The organism is Streptomyces sp. SID5469 (assembly GCF_009862865.1).
In the GTDB taxonomy this organism is placed as follows: Bacteria; Actinomycetota; Actinomycetes; order Streptomycetales; family Streptomycetaceae; genus Streptomyces; species Streptomyces avermitilis.
Window position 1 is genome coordinate 8,040,094 of the sequence record NZ_WWIN01000001.1, and the last position, 15,765, is coordinate 8,055,858.

At 72.0% G+C, this 15,765-nt stretch carries 15 protein-coding genes; 11 read left to right on the forward strand and 4 right to left on the reverse strand.

The features are described 5' to 3' along the window. Positions 1-111: 111 nt before the first annotated feature. Positions 112-867 (reverse strand): FCD domain-containing protein, encoded by a 756-nt coding sequence (locus GTY58_RS34895; protein WP_037646477.1) that lies wholly within the window; start codon positions 865-867, stop codon positions 112-114. A gap of 75 nt (positions 868-942) precedes the next feature. Between GTY58_RS34895 and GTY58_RS34900 the strand changes: the two genes are divergently transcribed. Genes GTY58_RS34900 through GTY58_RS34920 form a run of 5 tightly spaced genes read left to right on the forward strand, consistent with a single transcriptional unit; the run spans position 943 to position 6,740 of the window. Then, positions 943-2,307, forward strand: coding sequence for a glutamine synthetase family protein (locus GTY58_RS34900; RefSeq protein ID WP_010988125.1), 1,365 nt, complete (start codon positions 943-945; stop codon positions 2,305-2,307). An 8-nt stretch (positions 2,308-2,315) separates the two neighbouring features. Continuing rightward, on the forward strand, positions 2,316-3,695 hold the full coding sequence (locus GTY58_RS34905) for an aldehyde dehydrogenase family protein (RefSeq protein WP_037646481.1): 1,380 nt from the start codon (positions 2,316-2,318) through the stop codon (positions 3,693-3,695). Further along, entirely contained in the window at positions 3,692-4,483 is a 792-nt protein-coding gene (locus tag GTY58_RS34910) for a 3-oxoacyl-ACP reductase (RefSeq protein WP_010988127.1), read from the forward strand. Before GTY58_RS34905 ends, GTY58_RS34910 begins: the two co-directional genes overlap by 4 nt. A 24-nt stretch (positions 4,484-4,507) precedes the next feature. Beyond that, on the forward strand, positions 4,508-5,773 hold the full coding sequence (locus tag GTY58_RS34915; protein WP_037646484.1) for a lipoprotein: 1,266 nt from the start codon (positions 4,508-4,510) through the stop codon (positions 5,771-5,773). Between the two features lie 34 nt (positions 5,774-5,807). Beyond that, entirely contained in the window at positions 5,808-6,740 is a 933-nt protein-coding gene (locus GTY58_RS34920; protein ID WP_010988129.1) for a DUF2510 domain-containing protein, read from the forward strand. 115 nt (positions 6,741-6,855) lie between these two features. Here GTY58_RS34920 and GTY58_RS34925 read toward each other — a convergent pair whose 3' ends face one another. Continuing rightward, positions 6,856-8,058, reverse strand: coding sequence for an amino acid deaminase/aldolase (locus GTY58_RS34925; RefSeq protein WP_010988130.1), 1,203 nt, complete (start codon positions 8,056-8,058; stop codon positions 6,856-6,858). 989 nt (positions 8,059-9,047) lie between these two features. On the opposite strand from GTY58_RS34925, the gene GTY58_RS34930 reads away from it, so the two are divergent. Both GTY58_RS34930 and mycP read left to right on the forward strand, forming a co-directional pair. Then, positions 9,048-10,148 (forward strand): hypothetical protein, encoded by a 1,101-nt coding sequence (locus tag GTY58_RS34930; RefSeq protein ID WP_107083129.1) that lies wholly within the window; start codon positions 9,048-9,050, stop codon positions 10,146-10,148. Then, the gene (gene mycP, locus GTY58_RS34935; protein WP_010988133.1) at positions 10,145-11,365 is read left to right on the forward strand and encodes a type VII secretion-associated serine protease mycosin; all 1,221 of its coding nucleotides are present in this window, start codon (positions 10,145-10,147) and stop codon (positions 11,363-11,365) included. The genes GTY58_RS34930 and mycP overlap by 4 nt, the downstream gene beginning before the upstream one ends. 45 nt (positions 11,366-11,410) lie before the next feature. Here mycP and GTY58_RS34940 read toward each other — a convergent pair whose 3' ends face one another. Beyond that, entirely contained in the window at positions 11,411-12,361 is a 951-nt protein-coding gene (locus tag GTY58_RS34940) for a serine hydrolase (protein WP_010988134.1), read from the reverse strand. A gap of 150 nt (positions 12,362-12,511) precedes the next feature. Between GTY58_RS34940 and GTY58_RS34945 the strand changes: the two genes are divergently transcribed. Further along, entirely contained in the window at positions 12,512-13,243 is a 732-nt protein-coding gene (locus GTY58_RS34945) for an SseB family protein (RefSeq protein WP_010988135.1), read from the forward strand. 152 nt (positions 13,244-13,395) lie between these two features. Here GTY58_RS34945 and GTY58_RS34950 read toward each other — a convergent pair whose 3' ends face one another. After that, positions 13,396-13,752: a DUF1844 domain-containing protein gene (locus tag GTY58_RS34950; protein WP_010988136.1), complete on the reverse strand. Its 357-nt coding sequence runs from the start codon at positions 13,750-13,752 to the stop codon at positions 13,396-13,398. 387 nt (positions 13,753-14,139) lie between these two features. On the opposite strand from GTY58_RS34950, the gene infC reads away from it, so the two are divergent. The 3 genes from infC to rplT all read left to right on the forward strand — a co-directional run bounded on the left by infC (position 14,140) and on the right by rplT (position 15,645). After that, positions 14,140-14,865: a translation initiation factor IF-3 gene (gene infC, locus GTY58_RS34960; RefSeq protein ID WP_010988137.1), complete on the forward strand. Its 726-nt coding sequence runs from the start codon at positions 14,140-14,142 to the stop codon at positions 14,863-14,865. A gap of 106 nt (positions 14,866-14,971) precedes the next feature. After that, a complete protein-coding gene (gene rpmI / locus GTY58_RS34965) occupies positions 14,972-15,166 on the forward strand; it encodes a 50S ribosomal protein L35 (RefSeq protein ID WP_007829094.1) in 195 nt (64 codons plus the stop codon). A gap of 95 nt (positions 15,167-15,261) precedes the next feature. Beyond that, on the forward strand, positions 15,262-15,645 hold the full coding sequence (gene rplT, locus GTY58_RS34970; RefSeq protein ID WP_010988138.1) for a 50S ribosomal protein L20: 384 nt from the start codon (positions 15,262-15,264) through the stop codon (positions 15,643-15,645). Positions 15,646-15,765: the final 120 nt, after the last annotated feature.

Below are 15,765 nucleotides of genomic sequence, written 5' to 3' on the forward strand. Positions count from 1 at the left end.
CTCCCAATGGCCCTTGCCCATACCTTTGCGGGTGGTCCAGGGCAAAGCAAGCCCCCCTGGCTGGAGGCGCGTGGCGCGTGGCGCACGGCCGACCACACGCGACGCCCCCGCTCAGGCCAGGAAGCCCCGCAGCAGTGCCGCCGTCCCCCCGCAGTGCTCCCGCATCATCTCCCGGGCGCCGTCCGCGTCCCCGTCCAGCACCGCCTCCACCAGTGCGGCGTGCTGCCGCTGCGAGTGCTCCAGGTTGCGCACCAGGAGGGGGATGCAGTCCAGCAGGTCGTTGACCGTCGCGCGTACGGCCGCGTACTGCGCGGTGAGGGACGGGGAACCGCCCAGTTCGGCGAGCGTGAGGTGGAGGAGCGTGTCCAGGCGGCGGTAGTCGGCGAGCGGTGCGTCCTGGGTGCGGGCGAGGGCCTCGCGCAGCCGGTCCTCCTGCTCCGCCGTGAGGCCGTGGGCCGCGCACAGGCCCGCCGCGCCGACCTCCAGCACCTCACGGAAGCGCAGTACGTCCTCCATGTCCACCTTCTCGATGCGGCGGCGCAGCTCGTCCTCGCCGCCCGCATCGGCCCTCGGCAGGACGAACGTGCCGCCGTACCGGCCGCGCCGCGACTCCACCAGACCCTGGTCCTGGAGCACCTTGAGGACCTCGCGCAGCGTCACCCGGCTGATACCGAGACGTTCCGCCAGCTCCCGCTCCGAGGGCAGCCGTTCGCCCCCCGGCACCAGTCCGAGCCGGACGACCTGGAGGATCTGCTCCAGCGCCTCCTCGAAGCCGTTGCCCGCCCGCACCGGACGCAGTACCGGCGCCAGCCGGTCCCCCCGGCCGCCGAGGCCGCCGAGGTCATCATCGGAATCCGCCTGTGGCATCTGGCCGTGCCCCCTTCCCAAGCAATGGTTCTCGGCAATACCTTATGGCTCTCGGCTGACCGAAGGAGCCCTCCCGTGGCAGACCGCACACCACCGCTCGGTGTCGAGGAGCTGCACGCCCTCGTCGCGGGCGGCGAGATCGACACTGTCGTCCTCGCGTTCCCCGATATGCAAGGGCGCCTCCAGGGCAAGCGGTTCGCCGCGCGCTTCTTCCTCGACGAGGTGCTGGAGCACGGCACGGAGGGATGCAACTACCTGCTCGCCGTCGACACCGACATGAACACCGTCGACGGCTATGACATGTCCTCCTGGGACCGCGGGTACGGCGACTTCGCCATGCATCCCGACCTGAGCACGCTGCGCCAGGTGCCGTGGAACGCGGGCACGGCGCTGCTGATCGCCGACCTCGCCTGGAACGACGGATCGCCGGTGGTCGCCGCCCCCCGCCAGATCCTGCGTCGCCAGCTCGACCGGCTCGCCGCCCTCGGCTACACCGCCCAGGTCGGCACCGAGCTGGAGTTCATCGTCTTCAAGGACACCTACGAGCAGGCCTGGGACGCCGGATACAAGGGGCTCACACCGGCCAACCAGTACAACATCGACTACTCGGTGCTCGGGACGGGACGGATCGAACCCCTGCTGCGCCGCATCCGCAACGAGATGCAGGCCGCGGGCCTCACCGTCGAGTCGGCCAAGGGCGAGTGCAACCCCGGCCAGCACGAGATCGTGTTCCGGTACGACGAGGCCCTGGTCACCTGCGACCAGCACGCCGTCTACAAGACCGGCGCCAAGGAGATCGCCGCCCAGGAGGGCGTGTCGATCACCTTCATGGCCAAGTACAACGAGCGCGAGGGCAACTCCTGCCACATCCACCTGTCGCTGGCGGACGCGGACGGCACCAACGCCATGGCCGGCGACGGACCCGGCGGCATGTCGGACGTCATGCGCCACTTCCTCGCCGGGCAGCTCGCCGCGCTGCGCGACTTCTCACTTCTGTACGCGCCCAACATCAACTCGTACAAGCGGTTCCAGCCGGGCTCCTTCGCGCCGACCGCCGTGGCCTGGGGCTACGACAACCGCACCTGCGCGCTGCGGGTGGTCGGCCACGGCCGCTCGATGCGCTTCGAGAACCGGCTCCCCGGCGGTGACGTCAACCCGCACCTCGCCGTCGCCGGACTCGTCGCGGCCGGCCTGTACGGCATCGAGCACAAGCTGGAGCTGCCCGAGGCCTGCGCGGGCAACGCCTACGCCGCCGAGTACGAGCACGTCCCCACCACCCTGCGCGAGGCGGCCGAACTCTGGGAGAACAGCCCCATCGCCAAGGCCGCCTTCGGCGACGACGTGGTCGCCCACTACCGCAACATGGCGCGCGTCGAACTGAAGGCCTTCGACGCCGCGGTGACCGACTGGGAGCTGCGCCGCTCCTTCGAACGCCTGTGAGGCCCCACGTGTCGCACCCGCACGAACTCGTCGTCCTCGACCCGGCGACCGAGGAGGTCGTCGCCACCGTCCCGGCCGCGACGCCGCAGGACGTCGACGCGGCCGTCGTACGCGCCTCGAAGGCGCAGGTACGGTGGGCCGCCCTCGCTCCGGGCGAGCGCGCCCGGCTGCTGCGCCGCTTCGCCGTCGTCGTCGACGAACACCTGGAGGAGCTCGCCCGGCTGGAGGTCCGCGAGGCCGGTCACGTCATCGGCAACGCCCGCTGGGAGGCGGGCAACGTCCGGGATCTGCTCGACTACGCGGCCGGGGGAGTGGAGCGGCTGACCGGCCGTCAGATCCCGGTGCCGGGCGGCCTCGACATCACGATCCTCGAACCGCTCGGCGTGGTGGGTGTCATCGCGCCCTGGAACTTCCCGATGCCGATCGCGGCCTGGGGCACCGCCCCGGCGCTCGCCGCCGGCAACGCCGTCATCCTCAAGCCCGCCGAGACCACACCGCTGACCGCCCTGCGGCTCGCCGAACTCGCCCTGGAGGCGGGGCTTCCCGAGCACCTCTTCCAGGTCCTGCCGGGTGCGGGGCCCGTCGCGGGCAACGCGCTGGTCGAGCACCCGGGGGTCGCGAAGATCGTCTTCACCGGGTCGACGGCCGTGGGCAAACAGGTGTGGGCGAAGGGTTCGGCCCTTCTCAAGCGCGTCACCCTCGAACTCGGCGGCAAGAGCCCGAACATCGTCTTCGCCGACGCGGATGTCGAGGCCGCGGCCGCCGCGGCTCCCATGGCCTTCCTCGACAACTCCGGCCAGGACTGCTGCGCCCGCACCCGCATCCTCGTCCAGCGTTCCGTGTACGACCGCTTCCTCGCACTGCTCGCCCCGGCCGTCGAGTCCGTCGCCGTCGGCGACCCCTTGGACGAGCGGACCGCGATGGGCCCGCTGATCTCCAAGGTCCAGCTGGAGCGCGTACGGTCGTACGTCCCGGCCGGCGCCCCCGCCCTGCGCGGCAAGGCGCCCGAAGGCCCCGGCTTCTGGTTCCCGCCCACCGTCCTGACCGACGTCGACCCCCACGCGCCCGTAGCCGTCGAGGAGGTCTTCGGACCCGTCGCCGTCGTGCTGCCGTTCGAGGACGAGGCGGACGCCGTCCGGCTCGCCAACGCCACCGAGTACGGCCTCGCCGGTTCGATCTGGACCCGGGACGTCGGCCGCGCCCTGCGCGTCTCGGGGGCCGTCCGGGCCGGCAACCTGTCCGTCAACTCCCACTCCAGCGTCCGCTACTGGACACCGTTCGGCGGCTTCAAGCAGTCGGGCATCGGCCGCGAACTCGGCCCGGACGCCCTCACCGCCTTCACCGAAACCAAGAACGTCTTCATCAGTACGGAGGGCCCCGCACAGTGACCGAAGCGACCGAACAGACCAGCTGCCGCCGCCTCGTCGGACGGACCGCCGTCATCACCGGGGCCGGCAGCGGCATCGGCCTCGCCACCGCGCGCCGGCTCGCCTCCGAGGGCGCCCATGTCGTCTGCGGCGACATCGACGAGGTCAGCGGCAAGGCGGCCGCCGACGAGGTCGGCGGCACCTTCGTGCAGGTCGACGTGACCGACGCCGAACAGGTCGAGGCGCTCTTCAGGACCGCGTACGACACCTACGGCTCCGTCGACATCGCCTTCAACAACGCGGGCATCTCACCTCCCGACGACGACTCCATCCTGGAGACCGGCCTGGAGGCCTGGAAGCGGGTCCAGGAGGTCAACCTCACCTCCGTCTACCTGTGCTGCAAGGCCGCCATCCCCTACATGCGACGCCAGGGCCGGGGCTCCATCATCAACACCGCGTCGTTCGTGGCCCGGATGGGCGCGGCGACCTCGCAGATCTCGTACACGGCCTCCAAGGGCGGTGTGCTCGCCATGTCCCGCGAACTGGGTGTGCAGTTCGCCCGCGAGGGCATCCGGGTCAACGCCCTGTGCCCCGGCCCGGTGAACACCCCCCTCCTCCAGGAACTCTTCGCCAAGGACCCGGAACGGGCCGCGCGCCGGCTCGTGCACATCCCGGTCGGGCGGTTCGCCGAGGCCGACGAGATCGCCGCCGCCGTGGCCTTCCTCGCCAGCGATGACTCGTCGTTCGTGAACGCGACCGATTTCCTGGTGGACGGCGGGATCTCCGGCGCGTACGTCACACCCCTGTAGGCCAGTTCGGTGTATGCACCTTCCATGCGATACCGAGAGATCTTCGCGTGGATCCTGGTCGCGGCCGCCACGGTGGTGGCCGCACCAGCCGCCTCGGCCACCACCACCGGCCCTCGCAACTGCCCTCGCCTGTCAGGAAGTTGGTACGGCGACAACCGCGCCCGCCTCCAGCAGGTCATCGACGAGCGCGGCACCTGTGCCGGCCACCCCGGCAGCCACCCGGTCGCCGCGTTCGACTGGGACAACACGGTCACCAAGAACGACGTCACCGACGCCACCCTCGCCTGGGCCCTCCAGCACGACAGGATCCGGCGCCCGGCGCGCTGGAAGGACACCAGTAAGTGGCTCACGGACGCGGCGGACGCGGCCCTGACCGAGGCCTGCGGCACCGCCGTCCCCGCGGGCGCGCCCCTGCCGACCTCGACGAACACCCGCTGCACCGACGAGATCCTCGAGATCCGCGAGAACGCGAAGACCATGAGCGGGGCCGCCGCCTTCACCGGTGACTTCGATCACCGGCGCACGGTCCCGCAGTACGCCTGGGTGCCCCAGCTGTTCGCCGGGCACACGGTCGCGGAACTCTCGTCGTACGCGAGCAGGGCGCGTGAGGAGGCACTCGCGGCCCCCGTCGGCGCCACCCGGACCCTCGGCACCCACACGATCGCGGCCTACGTGCGCTACTACGACCAGCAGCGCGACCTGGTCCATGCCCTCCAGAAGGCCGGATTCGACGTCTACATCGTCTCCGCGGGCTCCGAGCCCGTCACCGAGGTCTGGTCGCGGGGCATCGGCATCGACGCGCGGCACACGATCGCGATCCGGTCGGTCCTCGACCGGCACGGGCGGATCACCACCTGGAACCAGGGCTGCGGCGACGTACCCGTCAGCCAGGGCGAGGCGATCCCGTACATCGACGGCAAGCGGTGCTGGATCAACCAGGAGATCTACGGCGTACGCGGCAAGGCGGCCTGGCAGCGCCAGAACCGGCCGCACCGGCCCGCCATCGCCGGCGGTGACGCGGACACCGACGTCACCTTCGTCGGGGACGCCACCGGCGCCCACCTCGTGCTCAACCGGAACAAGAGCGAGCTGATGTGCCGGGCGTACGACGACGCCGACGGGCACTGGCTGATCAACCCCATGTTCATCGAGCCACTGCCGCGCAGGCCCGCCCCCTACCCGTGCTCGACCGCCGCCTACAACGAACCCGACGGCGGCAAGGGGCCGGTCCGGCGGGAGGACGGTTCGGTGGTGCCGGACCAGGAGGACACCGTGTTCCGCATCCCGTAAGGGGCGCGGGGCGGCGGCATCGTAAGGTGCGGGGATGAGCAGTACGCCTCCGCCCGGCTGGTACCGAGACCCGTCGTACCCGCTCGTCGAGCGCTGGTGGGACGGGTCCGCGTGGACCGACCACCGGCGTCAGCCCGAGACACCCCAGGAGCCCCTGGTGGGCCCGCGGCCGGCCGGCCGCGGGCCCGGCCGCGCCAAGGTGATCGCGCTCACCGCGGCCGGGGCCGTCCTGGTCGCCGCCGTCGTCACGGGGGTGGTGGTCCTGGCCCGCGACGCCGGCGGCAGCGGGAGCGGCGCCGAGGCGAAGACCACCGCCGGCTCCTCGGTGACCACCACGCCCTCCGCGTCCGCGTCCGCGACCTGGCCCTCCGCCTCCGCCTCCGAACCGTCGGCCGACGACCCGTCCGTCGTCGAGGACGAACTCAACGGCATCACAATGCCGTTGCCCGACGGCTGGGTCAGGGCCGAGAACGTGGCGGAGGACGACGTCGTCATGACCACGCCGGGTACGTACGACTGCCCCGGCGACCCCGGCCTGTGCCGTCACGGCCAGGTCCTGTCACGTACCGCCACGGCGAGCGACGCATCGCCGAAGGCGCTCGCCCGGGGCGACATCGCGGATGCCATGGACACGGCGTTCGACCGCGACGGCCTCGGCAGCCGGCCCTTCGGCGGCGTGACGTCGCACCGTGAGGTCAAGGCCGGCACGGTCGCCGTCGGCGGCCGCGCGGGGTACTTCGTGCGCTGGCGCGTCACCACCGCGAAGGGGCCCGGCGGTTACGTCCAGTCGCTGGCCTTCCCGTCCAGCGTGGGCTCCGAGGCGCCGGTCATCGTCCGCTTCGCCTTCGACGCGGGCGCCGACGGGCCGCCGCTCACCGACATGGACAAGATCACCAAGGGGATCAGGCCGATCGGCGACCCGGCGACCGGCGGGGGCGTGGGCAGCAGCATCGGCGCGTCGAGGTAGCCGCGCGCAGACACGTCGAGGCGGCGGGACATGGACGCGTCGAGGCAGCCGGCACGGACGCGTCGAGGCAGCCCGCTACGGAAACGTGTGCCCCGCTACAGAAACGTGTGCCCTTCTACAGAAACGTGTGCCCCTCGCCCCGGTACGTCGGCACGGTCGCCGTCACCTCGTCGCCCTCGACGAGATGGAGCACGTCGAACCGCTCGCACAGCTCGCCCGCCTTGGCGTGCCGGAACCACACCTTGTCGCCGATGAGCAGATCGTCGGCGGGGGAGCCCAGCAGAGGCGTCTGCACCTCGCCGGGTCCCTCCTGGGGGTCGTACTTCAGTCCCTCCGGGAGGCAGGGGACCGGCAGCCGGTCGGCGCCAGCCGCGCCGGACGCGGGGTAGCCGCCGCCCAGCACGGTCACCACCCCGACCCCGGGCCTGCGCACGACGGGCTGCGCGAAGAGGGCGGCCGGACGCCCGCTGAACGAGGTGTAGTTGTCGAACAGCCGCGGCACGTACAGCCCGGAGCCGGCCGCGATCTCGGTCACCGCGTCCTCGGCGGCCGTGTGCTGCACGCTGCCGGTGCCGCCGCCGTTGACGAACTCCAGGTCGGGCGCCACGGCGCGGACCGCACGCACGACGTCGGCACGCCGCTGGGCCAGCTCCTTGCGCGCCGCGGCCTGCATCAGCCGGACGGCACGCGAGCGCACCGGCCGGCCGGCCACCGCGTCGCCGACGCCGGCGATGTGTCCCTCGTACGCCATGATCCCGACGAGCCGGAAGCCGGGCGTCCGCGCCACCGCGCGGGCCAGGTCGGCGACTTGGGCGGCGGAGTGCAGGGGGGAGCGGCGGGCGCCGACGCGGACGCGGCCCCCGAGGAGTTTGAGCGAGGTGTCCAACTCCAGGCAGACACGCACGACTTCGGTGCCGCCCTGGCGTGCCTCGTCGATCAGACGCAGCTGCGCGGGGTCGTCCACCATGACGGTGACGGCGGCGGCGAGCTTGGGGTCGCCCGCCAGCTCGGAGAAGGCCTTGCGGTCCGCCGACGGGTAGGCGAGCAGGACGTCGTCGAACCCGGAGCGGGCGAGCCACAGGGACTCGGCGAGCGTGAACGACATGATGCCCGCGAAGCCGTCCCGGGCCAGCACGCGTTCGAGCAGGGCACGGCAGCGTACGGACTTGCTGGCGACGCGGACCGGCTTGCCGCCGGCCCGGCGGACCAGGTCGTCGGCGTTGGCGTCGAAAGCCTCCAGGTCCACGATCGCGACAGGGGCGTCGAGCTGAGCGGTGGCCCGATCGTAGCGGGCCCGGTCTGCGGCGCGGGCAGTCATGACCGAAGCCTGCCAGATGCGATTACCGCAGGGTAGGGGGACGTTCCGGGCAGATGCCCCGGGGGTGCGGACTGGTTCCCGTTACGGGCGTGTCAACCCGTAGAGTGACGCGCACGCGGCGAGGGGAACGACCTTGCCCGGGCGGGTGCGCCCGGGATGGCGGACCGGCCGGGCGGGTATGTCTGCCCGTGGCGGGCGATCCTGCGAGGTGTTTCCCGTACCCCGCGTGCAGACCGCTCCGCACAGGCGGTCGAACGCCCCCGGCAGGCCCCGGGGCGGCCCGGCCACAACGAAACGGGGGGTGCATGAGCACCGAAGCGCGCCGCGCCTCCATTCCCCCGCGCCCTGCGGTCCCGCCCCGCCCGACGACACCGCCGCCCACCGGGCCGGCCTCGCGGGACGGGCAGGCGACTTCGCGGGACACGGACGGGGCGGTGCCTCCGGTACCGCAGGATCCGCCCTCCGCGGTCCCGCGTCTCGCGGTACCGCGTCCGGCCGCGCGGAACCCGCGGCCCGGAATGCCTCCGTCGTACGAACGCCCTTTCGCGAGCCGCATACCGAACGTGCCTCCGTCCACGCCCGGGGGACGCCCCACCACGGGCGGCGCACCGACCGCACCGCCGCCCGCACCGCAACGGCCCCCGGCCGTCGGGGCCGGGCCCACGGTGCCGCCGACCGCAGGGCGACAGGCCGCCTCCGCCGCGTCCCCACCGACGGCGCCCCCGCCCCGGCCCACCCGCCCGCCGGCGCAGGACAGCGCGCCCGTACCGTCCGGCTCCGCGTCCGTACCGGCGCAGGGCAGCGCGCCCGTACCGTCCGGCTCCGCGGCCGATCCGACCGTCCGCAACGGCAACTCCGGTGTGCTCCCGCGTTCCGTCACCCCGGACGCGCCCTCGTCCGCCGTGTCGTCCCGGCGGGCCGCCGAGTCCCCACGGTTCCCCAACCTCCGTCTCGACCGGAACTCCGCACCCGACTCCCCGCCCCCGCCCGTGGCTTCGGCGCGGTTCCCGGACGCGCCGCCCGTGTCGCCCGCCGACCCCGCACGGGACGCCAGGTCCTCGGCGGCCCCCGCCGACCTCGGCCCGACCGCCGCGCCGCCGAGGCCCGCCGTTCCGCCGAGCACGGACGGCATCGTGGAGACAACCGCGCGCCTGAGGCCCGCACGGGAGGAGAAGGCGGCCGCCCCGGCCCCACCAGTCTCTCCAGCACCAGCCCCAGCCCCTGCGTCACCGGCCGGCTCCGTCCCACCCCCCGCCACGGACCGTCCCTTCGTCTCCTTCGGCCGGCCCGAGACGTACGACGACCACACCGCCCGGCCACGCTTCCTCGGCGCGCGCGTGCGGCCCCGCGTCGCCGCGGCCGCCGCCTGCGTCGTACTCGGCCTCGGGCTCATCGGCGGTGCGGTGACCGGGAGTTGGCTCACCGGGGACGACTCGGCGCCGTCCGGTTCGCCCAGCGCCTTCGTCGCGGCCGGCGGCCTGTGGCACAGCGTCCCCGTGGACAAGCTGTTCCCGGCCACCGTCGACGGGACGGGCGCGGGCCCCGGCGGCGCCGACCGGACCTGGACACGTATAGCCGTCGCCCCCGACAGCGGCTGCAAGGACGCCTTCGACCCGCTGCTGCGCAAAGCCCTCGCGCCCGTCGGCTGCCTGCGCCTGCTGCGCGCCACCTACATGGACGCGACCCGCAGCCATGTCACCACCGTCGGCCTGCTGTTCACCAAGGCGGACACCACCGCCATGAGCGCTCTGAAAACCCGCTTCAAGACGGAGGACCTCGGCCGGCGCACGGACCTGATGCCCCGGCCGTACGCCGCCAAGGGCACCGTCGCGGCCGGTTTCGGCGACGACCAGCGCGCCTCCTGGACGCTGTCGGTCCTCACGGACGCTCCCGTCGTCGTCTACGCCGTCTCCGGCTTCGCCGACGGCCGCAGCGTCACCGACCCGCAGCCCGCCGCGGAGGCCATACAGGCCGGCGCCACCACCGCCCCCGCCCAGGCCGGCCTCGGCCACGAGGCGCAGGGCCTCGCCGACCGCATCGAGCGCGGCCTCCGCAAGACCGTCACCTCGGCCACGGAGAAGCCTTCATGACGCGCCGGCCCACAGATGTCCGCAAGCCGTCCAAAGACCGCGCCCCGCGCCGGACCGGTGCGCGCCTGCTCACGCTCCTCCTCGCCGGCTCCCTGGCGCTGCTGCCCGCCACCACGGCCCACGCCGACGGCATACGCGCCAAGCAGTGGGCCCTGGACGCCATGCACACCCAGCAGGCCTGGAGCACGACCAAGGGCAAGGGCATCACCGTCGCCGTCCTCGACACGGGCGTCGACGACGAACACCCCGACCTCGCGGGCAACGTCCTCACCGGCACGGACATGGTCGGCTTCGGCGCCCGGCGCGGCGACCGTGCCTGGGCCCGGCACGGCACGGCCATGGCCGGCATCATCGCCGGCCACGGGCACGGCGTCGGCGACGCCGACGGTGTCATGGGCATCGCCCCCGAGGCCAGGATCCTGCCCGTCCGCGTGATCCTCGAAGACGGCGACAACGCCCGTGCGAAGGCCCGCAACACCCGTGGCAACGCGCTGGCCGAAGGCATCCGCTGGGCCGCCGACCACGGCGCCGACGTCATCAACCTCTCCCTCGGCGACGACTCCAAGTCCGCCCACCCCGAACCCGCCGAGGACGAGGCCGTCCAGTACGCCCTGAAGAAGGGCGCGGTCGTCGTCGCGTCGGCCGGCAACGGCGGCGAGAAGGGCGACCACATCTCGTACCCGGCCGCGTACCCGGGAGTGATCGCCGCGACCGCCGTCGACCGCTACGGCACCCGAGCCTCCTTCTCCACCCGCCGCTGGTACGCCACCGTCAGCGCACCCGGCGTCGACGTCGTCATCGCCGACCCGGACCACAAGTACTACGAAGGGTGGGGCACGAGCGCCGCGTCCGCCTTCGTCTCCGGCGCGGTGGCGCTCATCAGGGCCGCCGATCCGGGCCTGACCCCGGCACAGATCAAGCAGCTCCTGGAGGACACGGCCCGCAACGCCCCCACCGGCGGCCGTGACGACTCCCGCGGCTTCGGTTTCATCGACCCCGCCGCCGCCATCGAGGCCGGCGCCCGGCTCAAGACCGAGGGGCTGCACTCGACGGCATACGGCAAGCGGTACTTCGGTTCCGGTCCCGACACCGCGGAGGACTCCGGCGATTCCCCCGGCTGGGCGGGTCCGCTGGCGGGCGGCCTGGGCGCGGCACTGCTGATCGCGGCGGTGGCCCTGTGGCGCGGCCGCAACAGGCGCCGCCCCCACGGTTTCTGACGGTTTCCGGACGCGGCCGGTTTCCGGACACGGCCCGGGTACGGGCTACCCGGCGCTGTCCTCGAACGCCGACAGGGCCGCCTGCGCCGCCGCCTCCACCAGCGAAATCCCCTTCGCCTTCGTGGTGTTGCCGTTCGACAGCACCGCCATCAGGTACGCGTGTCCGTTCACCGTGACCCGGCCGATGCTGTTGATGTCCCACAGGCCGGTCGTGCTCCGCGCCAGCCACCCGTTCTTCAGGGCCCACTTGGTGCCGTCCGCCGCAGCCGACACACCCCAGTGCTGGTCCGTCGCTATCTCGCCCATGAGCCCCTGAAGATACGTCCGCGAGGCCTCGCTCAGCTCGGAGTCGTCCCCGAACACCTGCTGGAGCAGGGCGAGTTGATCGGCCGCCGTGGTCTGCGTCAGCCCCCACAGCTCGCCGTCCCCGCCCTCGGTCCCCTCGAGCCCGAAGCGCTGGTTCGCGGATCCCAGCCCGTCCGCCCGGCCGATCGCGGCCCACAGCGCCGACGCGGACGTGTTGTCGCTGTTCTCGATCATCTCGGTGGCGTACGTCTTCTCCCGCGCCGTCAGCTGCCGGTTCGCGTCCTGCGCCTGGAGCAACAGCGTCGCCAGGATGTCGACCTTGACGATGCTCGCCGTGTCGAAGGTGCCGTCGCCGTACGAGGCGCTGTCGCCGGAGTCCGGGTCGAGCACGGCCACGGACACGTCCGCGCCGTCCTCCACGGTCACCGACTTCATGGCCTTGGCCAGCAGCGCGTTCCGGTCCACGGACGGGTCAGCCGCGGGTTCCACCGATGCCTCCTCGCTCGCCGGGGCCGAAGCCGAGGGTGTCGCCGACGACGATACGGTGCCCGCGTCGGCGTGCGCCTGTGCCTTCACGTACGCGGTCCCCGCGGCCGTACCGCCCACGATGACGGCGGTGGCGAGAACGGTGTAGAGCAGCGGACGGCGACGGGGCGGACGAGCGCGGCGGTGAGCTCTGTGAGACTCCATGCCCGCGAGCCTGGAGCCCGGTCCTGTGCGCGCCGTTAGACGAAAGTTAGAGGCGTGTCAGGGAAATCTGAGAAACCCGTGAAAGGCGTGAACCCCGCGTTTCAGGGTCGGCACAAGCGCAGCAGAGACCCCCCGATAGGGTCGGTGACCGTGGCGAACAAGAACATTCCCGACTCCGGCTTCTCCGACGACGACGGCTCCGCCGACCCCCGGCTGAGCGCGGCGCTCGCCGCCTGGGCCGAGGACCGCACGGCCGTCGGCCCGGTCCTGGACGCGCTCAAGGGCGCCCGCCTGCTCGTGCCCGTGGTGGCCGTGCTCGGCGAGGTCGAGGAGGACGAGAACGGGCTGCGCCGCGAGAAGACCAGCGACATGGCGGTGCCGACCCTGAAGGCCGGGAACCGCACCGCACTGCCGGCCTTCACCTCCACCGAGTCGCTGGCCCGCTGGGACCCGCAGGCCCGCCCCGTCGCCGTCCCCCTGCACCAGGCGCTGCAGGCCGCCGTGCACGAGAAGGCGGACACGATCGTGCTCGACCTGGCCGGCCCCGTCGCGTACGAGCTGACGGGCCCCGCACTGCTCGCCCTCGCCGAGGGACGGACGACGACGGACCCGCTCGCGGACCCCGCCGTGGTCGACGCCGTACGCACCGCCGTCGCCGCCGTGCCCGCGGTCCGGCGTGCCCACCTCGGTCCCGGGCAGGCGGACGGCACCCTGGCTCTCGTACTGGATCCGGCCGCGGCGCCGGCCGAGGCAGCCCGCGCGGTCGCCGAGCGGCTGGCGGCCGACACAACGCTGAGGGCCCGCCTGGTGCGCGGGCTCGACCTGGCACTTCTGCCGGCCGAGGCCACGCCGCCGGGCGAGCCCCTCTTCGTGCGGAGCTAACGAACGTTCGTTAGCCAAAAGACTGTGGAAGCGGCGGAGGCTGCGACGAACGTTCGTTAGCTAAACGGCGCAGCCGCAACCGCAAGCCGTCGCAACGAACGTTCGTAAGGCAAAAGCTCCGTCAGCCAAAAGCGCCGTCAGTCGAAGCGCAGTCAGCCGTAGACCGCGCCCGTGTACTTCTCGCCCGGCCCCTGGCCCGGCTCGTCCGGGACGAGCGACGCCTCGCGGAACGCCAGCTGCAGCGACTTCAGGCCGTCCCGCAGCGGCGCCGCGTGGAAGGAGCTGATCTCCGTCGTGCTCGCGTCGAGCAGACCGGCCAGGGCGTGCACCAGCTTGCGGGCCTCGTCCAGGTCCTTGTGCTCGTCGCCCTCCTCGGTCAGACCGAGCTTCACGGCGGCGGCGCTCATCAGGTTCACTGCGACCGTCACGATCACCTCGACCGCGGGGACCTCGGCGATGTCGCGGGTCATGGTGTCGAAGTCGGGAGTCTGGGGAGGGGTGTCACTCATGTCCCACACGATAGGCCCCGGCGCGCCCGCCCCCGACTGCGGGACCCGGCCCCGACCGCGGGAGCCGGGCGACACCTGGTTAGCGCACGCATCGCGGAACTGCTAACCTTGTGTAACGACCGGTCGGACACGCATGTGCCCGACCCACAAGTGGAGGCTCCGATCTCCCACCTGACTGTCCTCCGGGACGGCGGGTCACCCGGTCAGGCGGTCACCATCGTTCCGTACGGACGATGGAATCGCCCGAAAGCGCGCCCCGCGGTTGACCGCGGCGGTGCTCCGGTAGTTCTTGGAGCCCCGCCTGTGTCCCGTCCGGGGCATTTTTCATGCCCCTCGACAGTTGGTCCAAATGTCGTCAGGACATACGCGGCTGTCCGCCAGACCGCCGTGTGGTGCTACCGAGGAGGATCCATCAGCACAGAGCCCCGCATCAACGACCGGATTCGCGTTCCCGAGGTGCGACTTGTCGGTCCCAGCGGTGAGCAGGTCGGGATTGTTCCGCTTGCCAAGGCCCTGGAGCTTGCGCAGGAGTACGACCTTGACCTGGTCGAGGTGGCCGCGAGCGCGCGCCCGCCGGTCTGCAAGCTCATGGACTACGGGAAGTTCAAGTACGAGTCGGCCATGAAGGCCCGTGAGGCGCGCAAGAACCAGGCGCACACGGTCATCAAGGAGATGAAGCTCCGGCCGAAGATCGACCCGCACGACTATGACACCAAGAAGGGTCACGTCGTCCGGTTCCTCAAGCAGGGCGACAAGGTCAAGATCACGATCATGTTCCGTGGTCGCGAGCAGTCCCGGCCGGAACTCGGCTACCGACTGCTGCAGCGTCTCGCCACGGACGTCGAGGACCTCGGATTCGTCGAGTCGAGTCCGAAGCAGGACGGCCGAAACATGATCATGGTTCTCGGTCCGCACAAGAAGAAGACCGAGGCGATGGCCGAGGCCCGTGAGGCCCAGGCGGCTCGCAAGGCCGAAGCGAAGGCCAACCCCGGCCGCTCGCAGAACGCCGCCGACGAAGACATCCCCGAGGGCGAGCTTCCCGAGGGCGAGGTCCCCGAGGCCGAGACCACCGAGGCCGCCGAGGCCCCGGCCGAGGCTTCCACCGAGGCCTGATCCCAGGGCGAAGGCCCCGGGATGCCAACCGATACACATGACGTTCCACTGTGCCCGGTTTCACGACCGGGCATCGGAACGCCACTGACGAGGAGAGAACGGCGCTATGCCGAAGAACAAGTCGCACAGCGGTGCCAGCAAGCGCTTCAAGGTCACCGGCTCCGGCAAGGTGCTCCGTGAGCGCGCCGGCAAGCGCCACCTGCTCGAGCACAAGTCGTCGCGCCTGACGCGCCGCCTCACCGGCAACGCCGAGATGGCCCCGGGCGACGCCAAGAAGATCAAGAAGCTTCTCGGCAAGTGACGCATCGGCGCCTAGGCGCCGTACGTCAGGACCGGGACCCAATCGATTTCGGGCCGTGTGACCACACCCACGGCCCCGCTACAAGGAGTTAACAAGTGGCACGCGTCAAGCGGGCAGTCAACGCCCACAAGAAGCGCCGGGCGATCCTCGAGGCGGCCTCCGGCTACCGCGGTCAGCGTTCGCGCCTGTACCGCAAGGCCAAGGAGCAGGTCACCCACTCGCTGGTCTACAACTACAACGACCGCAAGAAGCGCAAGGGCGACTTCCGTCAGCTGTGGATCCAGCGCATCAACGCCGCTGCCCGCGCCAACGGCATGACGTACAACCGCCTCATCCAGGGTCTGAAGGCCGCCAACATCGAGGTGGACCGCAAGATCCTCGCGGAGCTGGCTGTCAACGACGCGGGCGCGTTCGCCGCGCTCGTCGAGGTCGCGCAGAAGGCCCTGCCGTCGGACGTGAACGCGCCGAAGGCTGCGTGACGCCGGCGTCGGCTCGAGCCTGAATCGGACCCGCAGGCCTTCGAGGCCTGCGGGTCCGTGTGCGTTCCCCCGCCGCCGCGGACAGCAGACCCCCACCCCCATAAACCCGAAGGTGACGTA

Coding starts and splice junctions, on each gene's coding strand:
- GTY58_RS34895 (WP_037646477.1), bottom strand. CDS start 867: ATGCCACAGGCGGATTCCGATGATGACCTCGGCGGCCTCGGCGGCCGG.
- GTY58_RS34915 (WP_037646484.1), top strand. CDS start 4,508: ATGCGATACCGAGAGATCTTCGCGTGGATCCTGGTCGCGGCCGCCACG.
- GTY58_RS34920 (WP_010988129.1), top strand. CDS start 5,808: ATGAGCAGTACGCCTCCGCCCGGCTGGTACCGAGACCCGTCGTACCCG.
- GTY58_RS34925 (WP_010988130.1), bottom strand. CDS start 8,058: ATGACTGCCCGCGCCGCAGACCGGGCCCGCTACGATCGGGCCACCGCT.
- mycP (WP_010988133.1), top strand. CDS start 10,145: ATGACGCGCCGGCCCACAGATGTCCGCAAGCCGTCCAAAGACCGCGCC.
- GTY58_RS34940 (WP_010988134.1), bottom strand. CDS start 12,361: ATGGAGTCTCACAGAGCTCACCGCCGCGCTCGTCCGCCCCGTCGCCGT.
- GTY58_RS34950 (WP_010988136.1), bottom strand. CDS start 13,752: ATGAGTGACACCCCTCCCCAGACTCCCGACTTCGACACCATGACCCGC.
- rpmI (WP_007829094.1), top strand. CDS start 14,972: ATGCCGAAGAACAAGTCGCACAGCGGTGCCAGCAAGCGCTTCAAGGTC.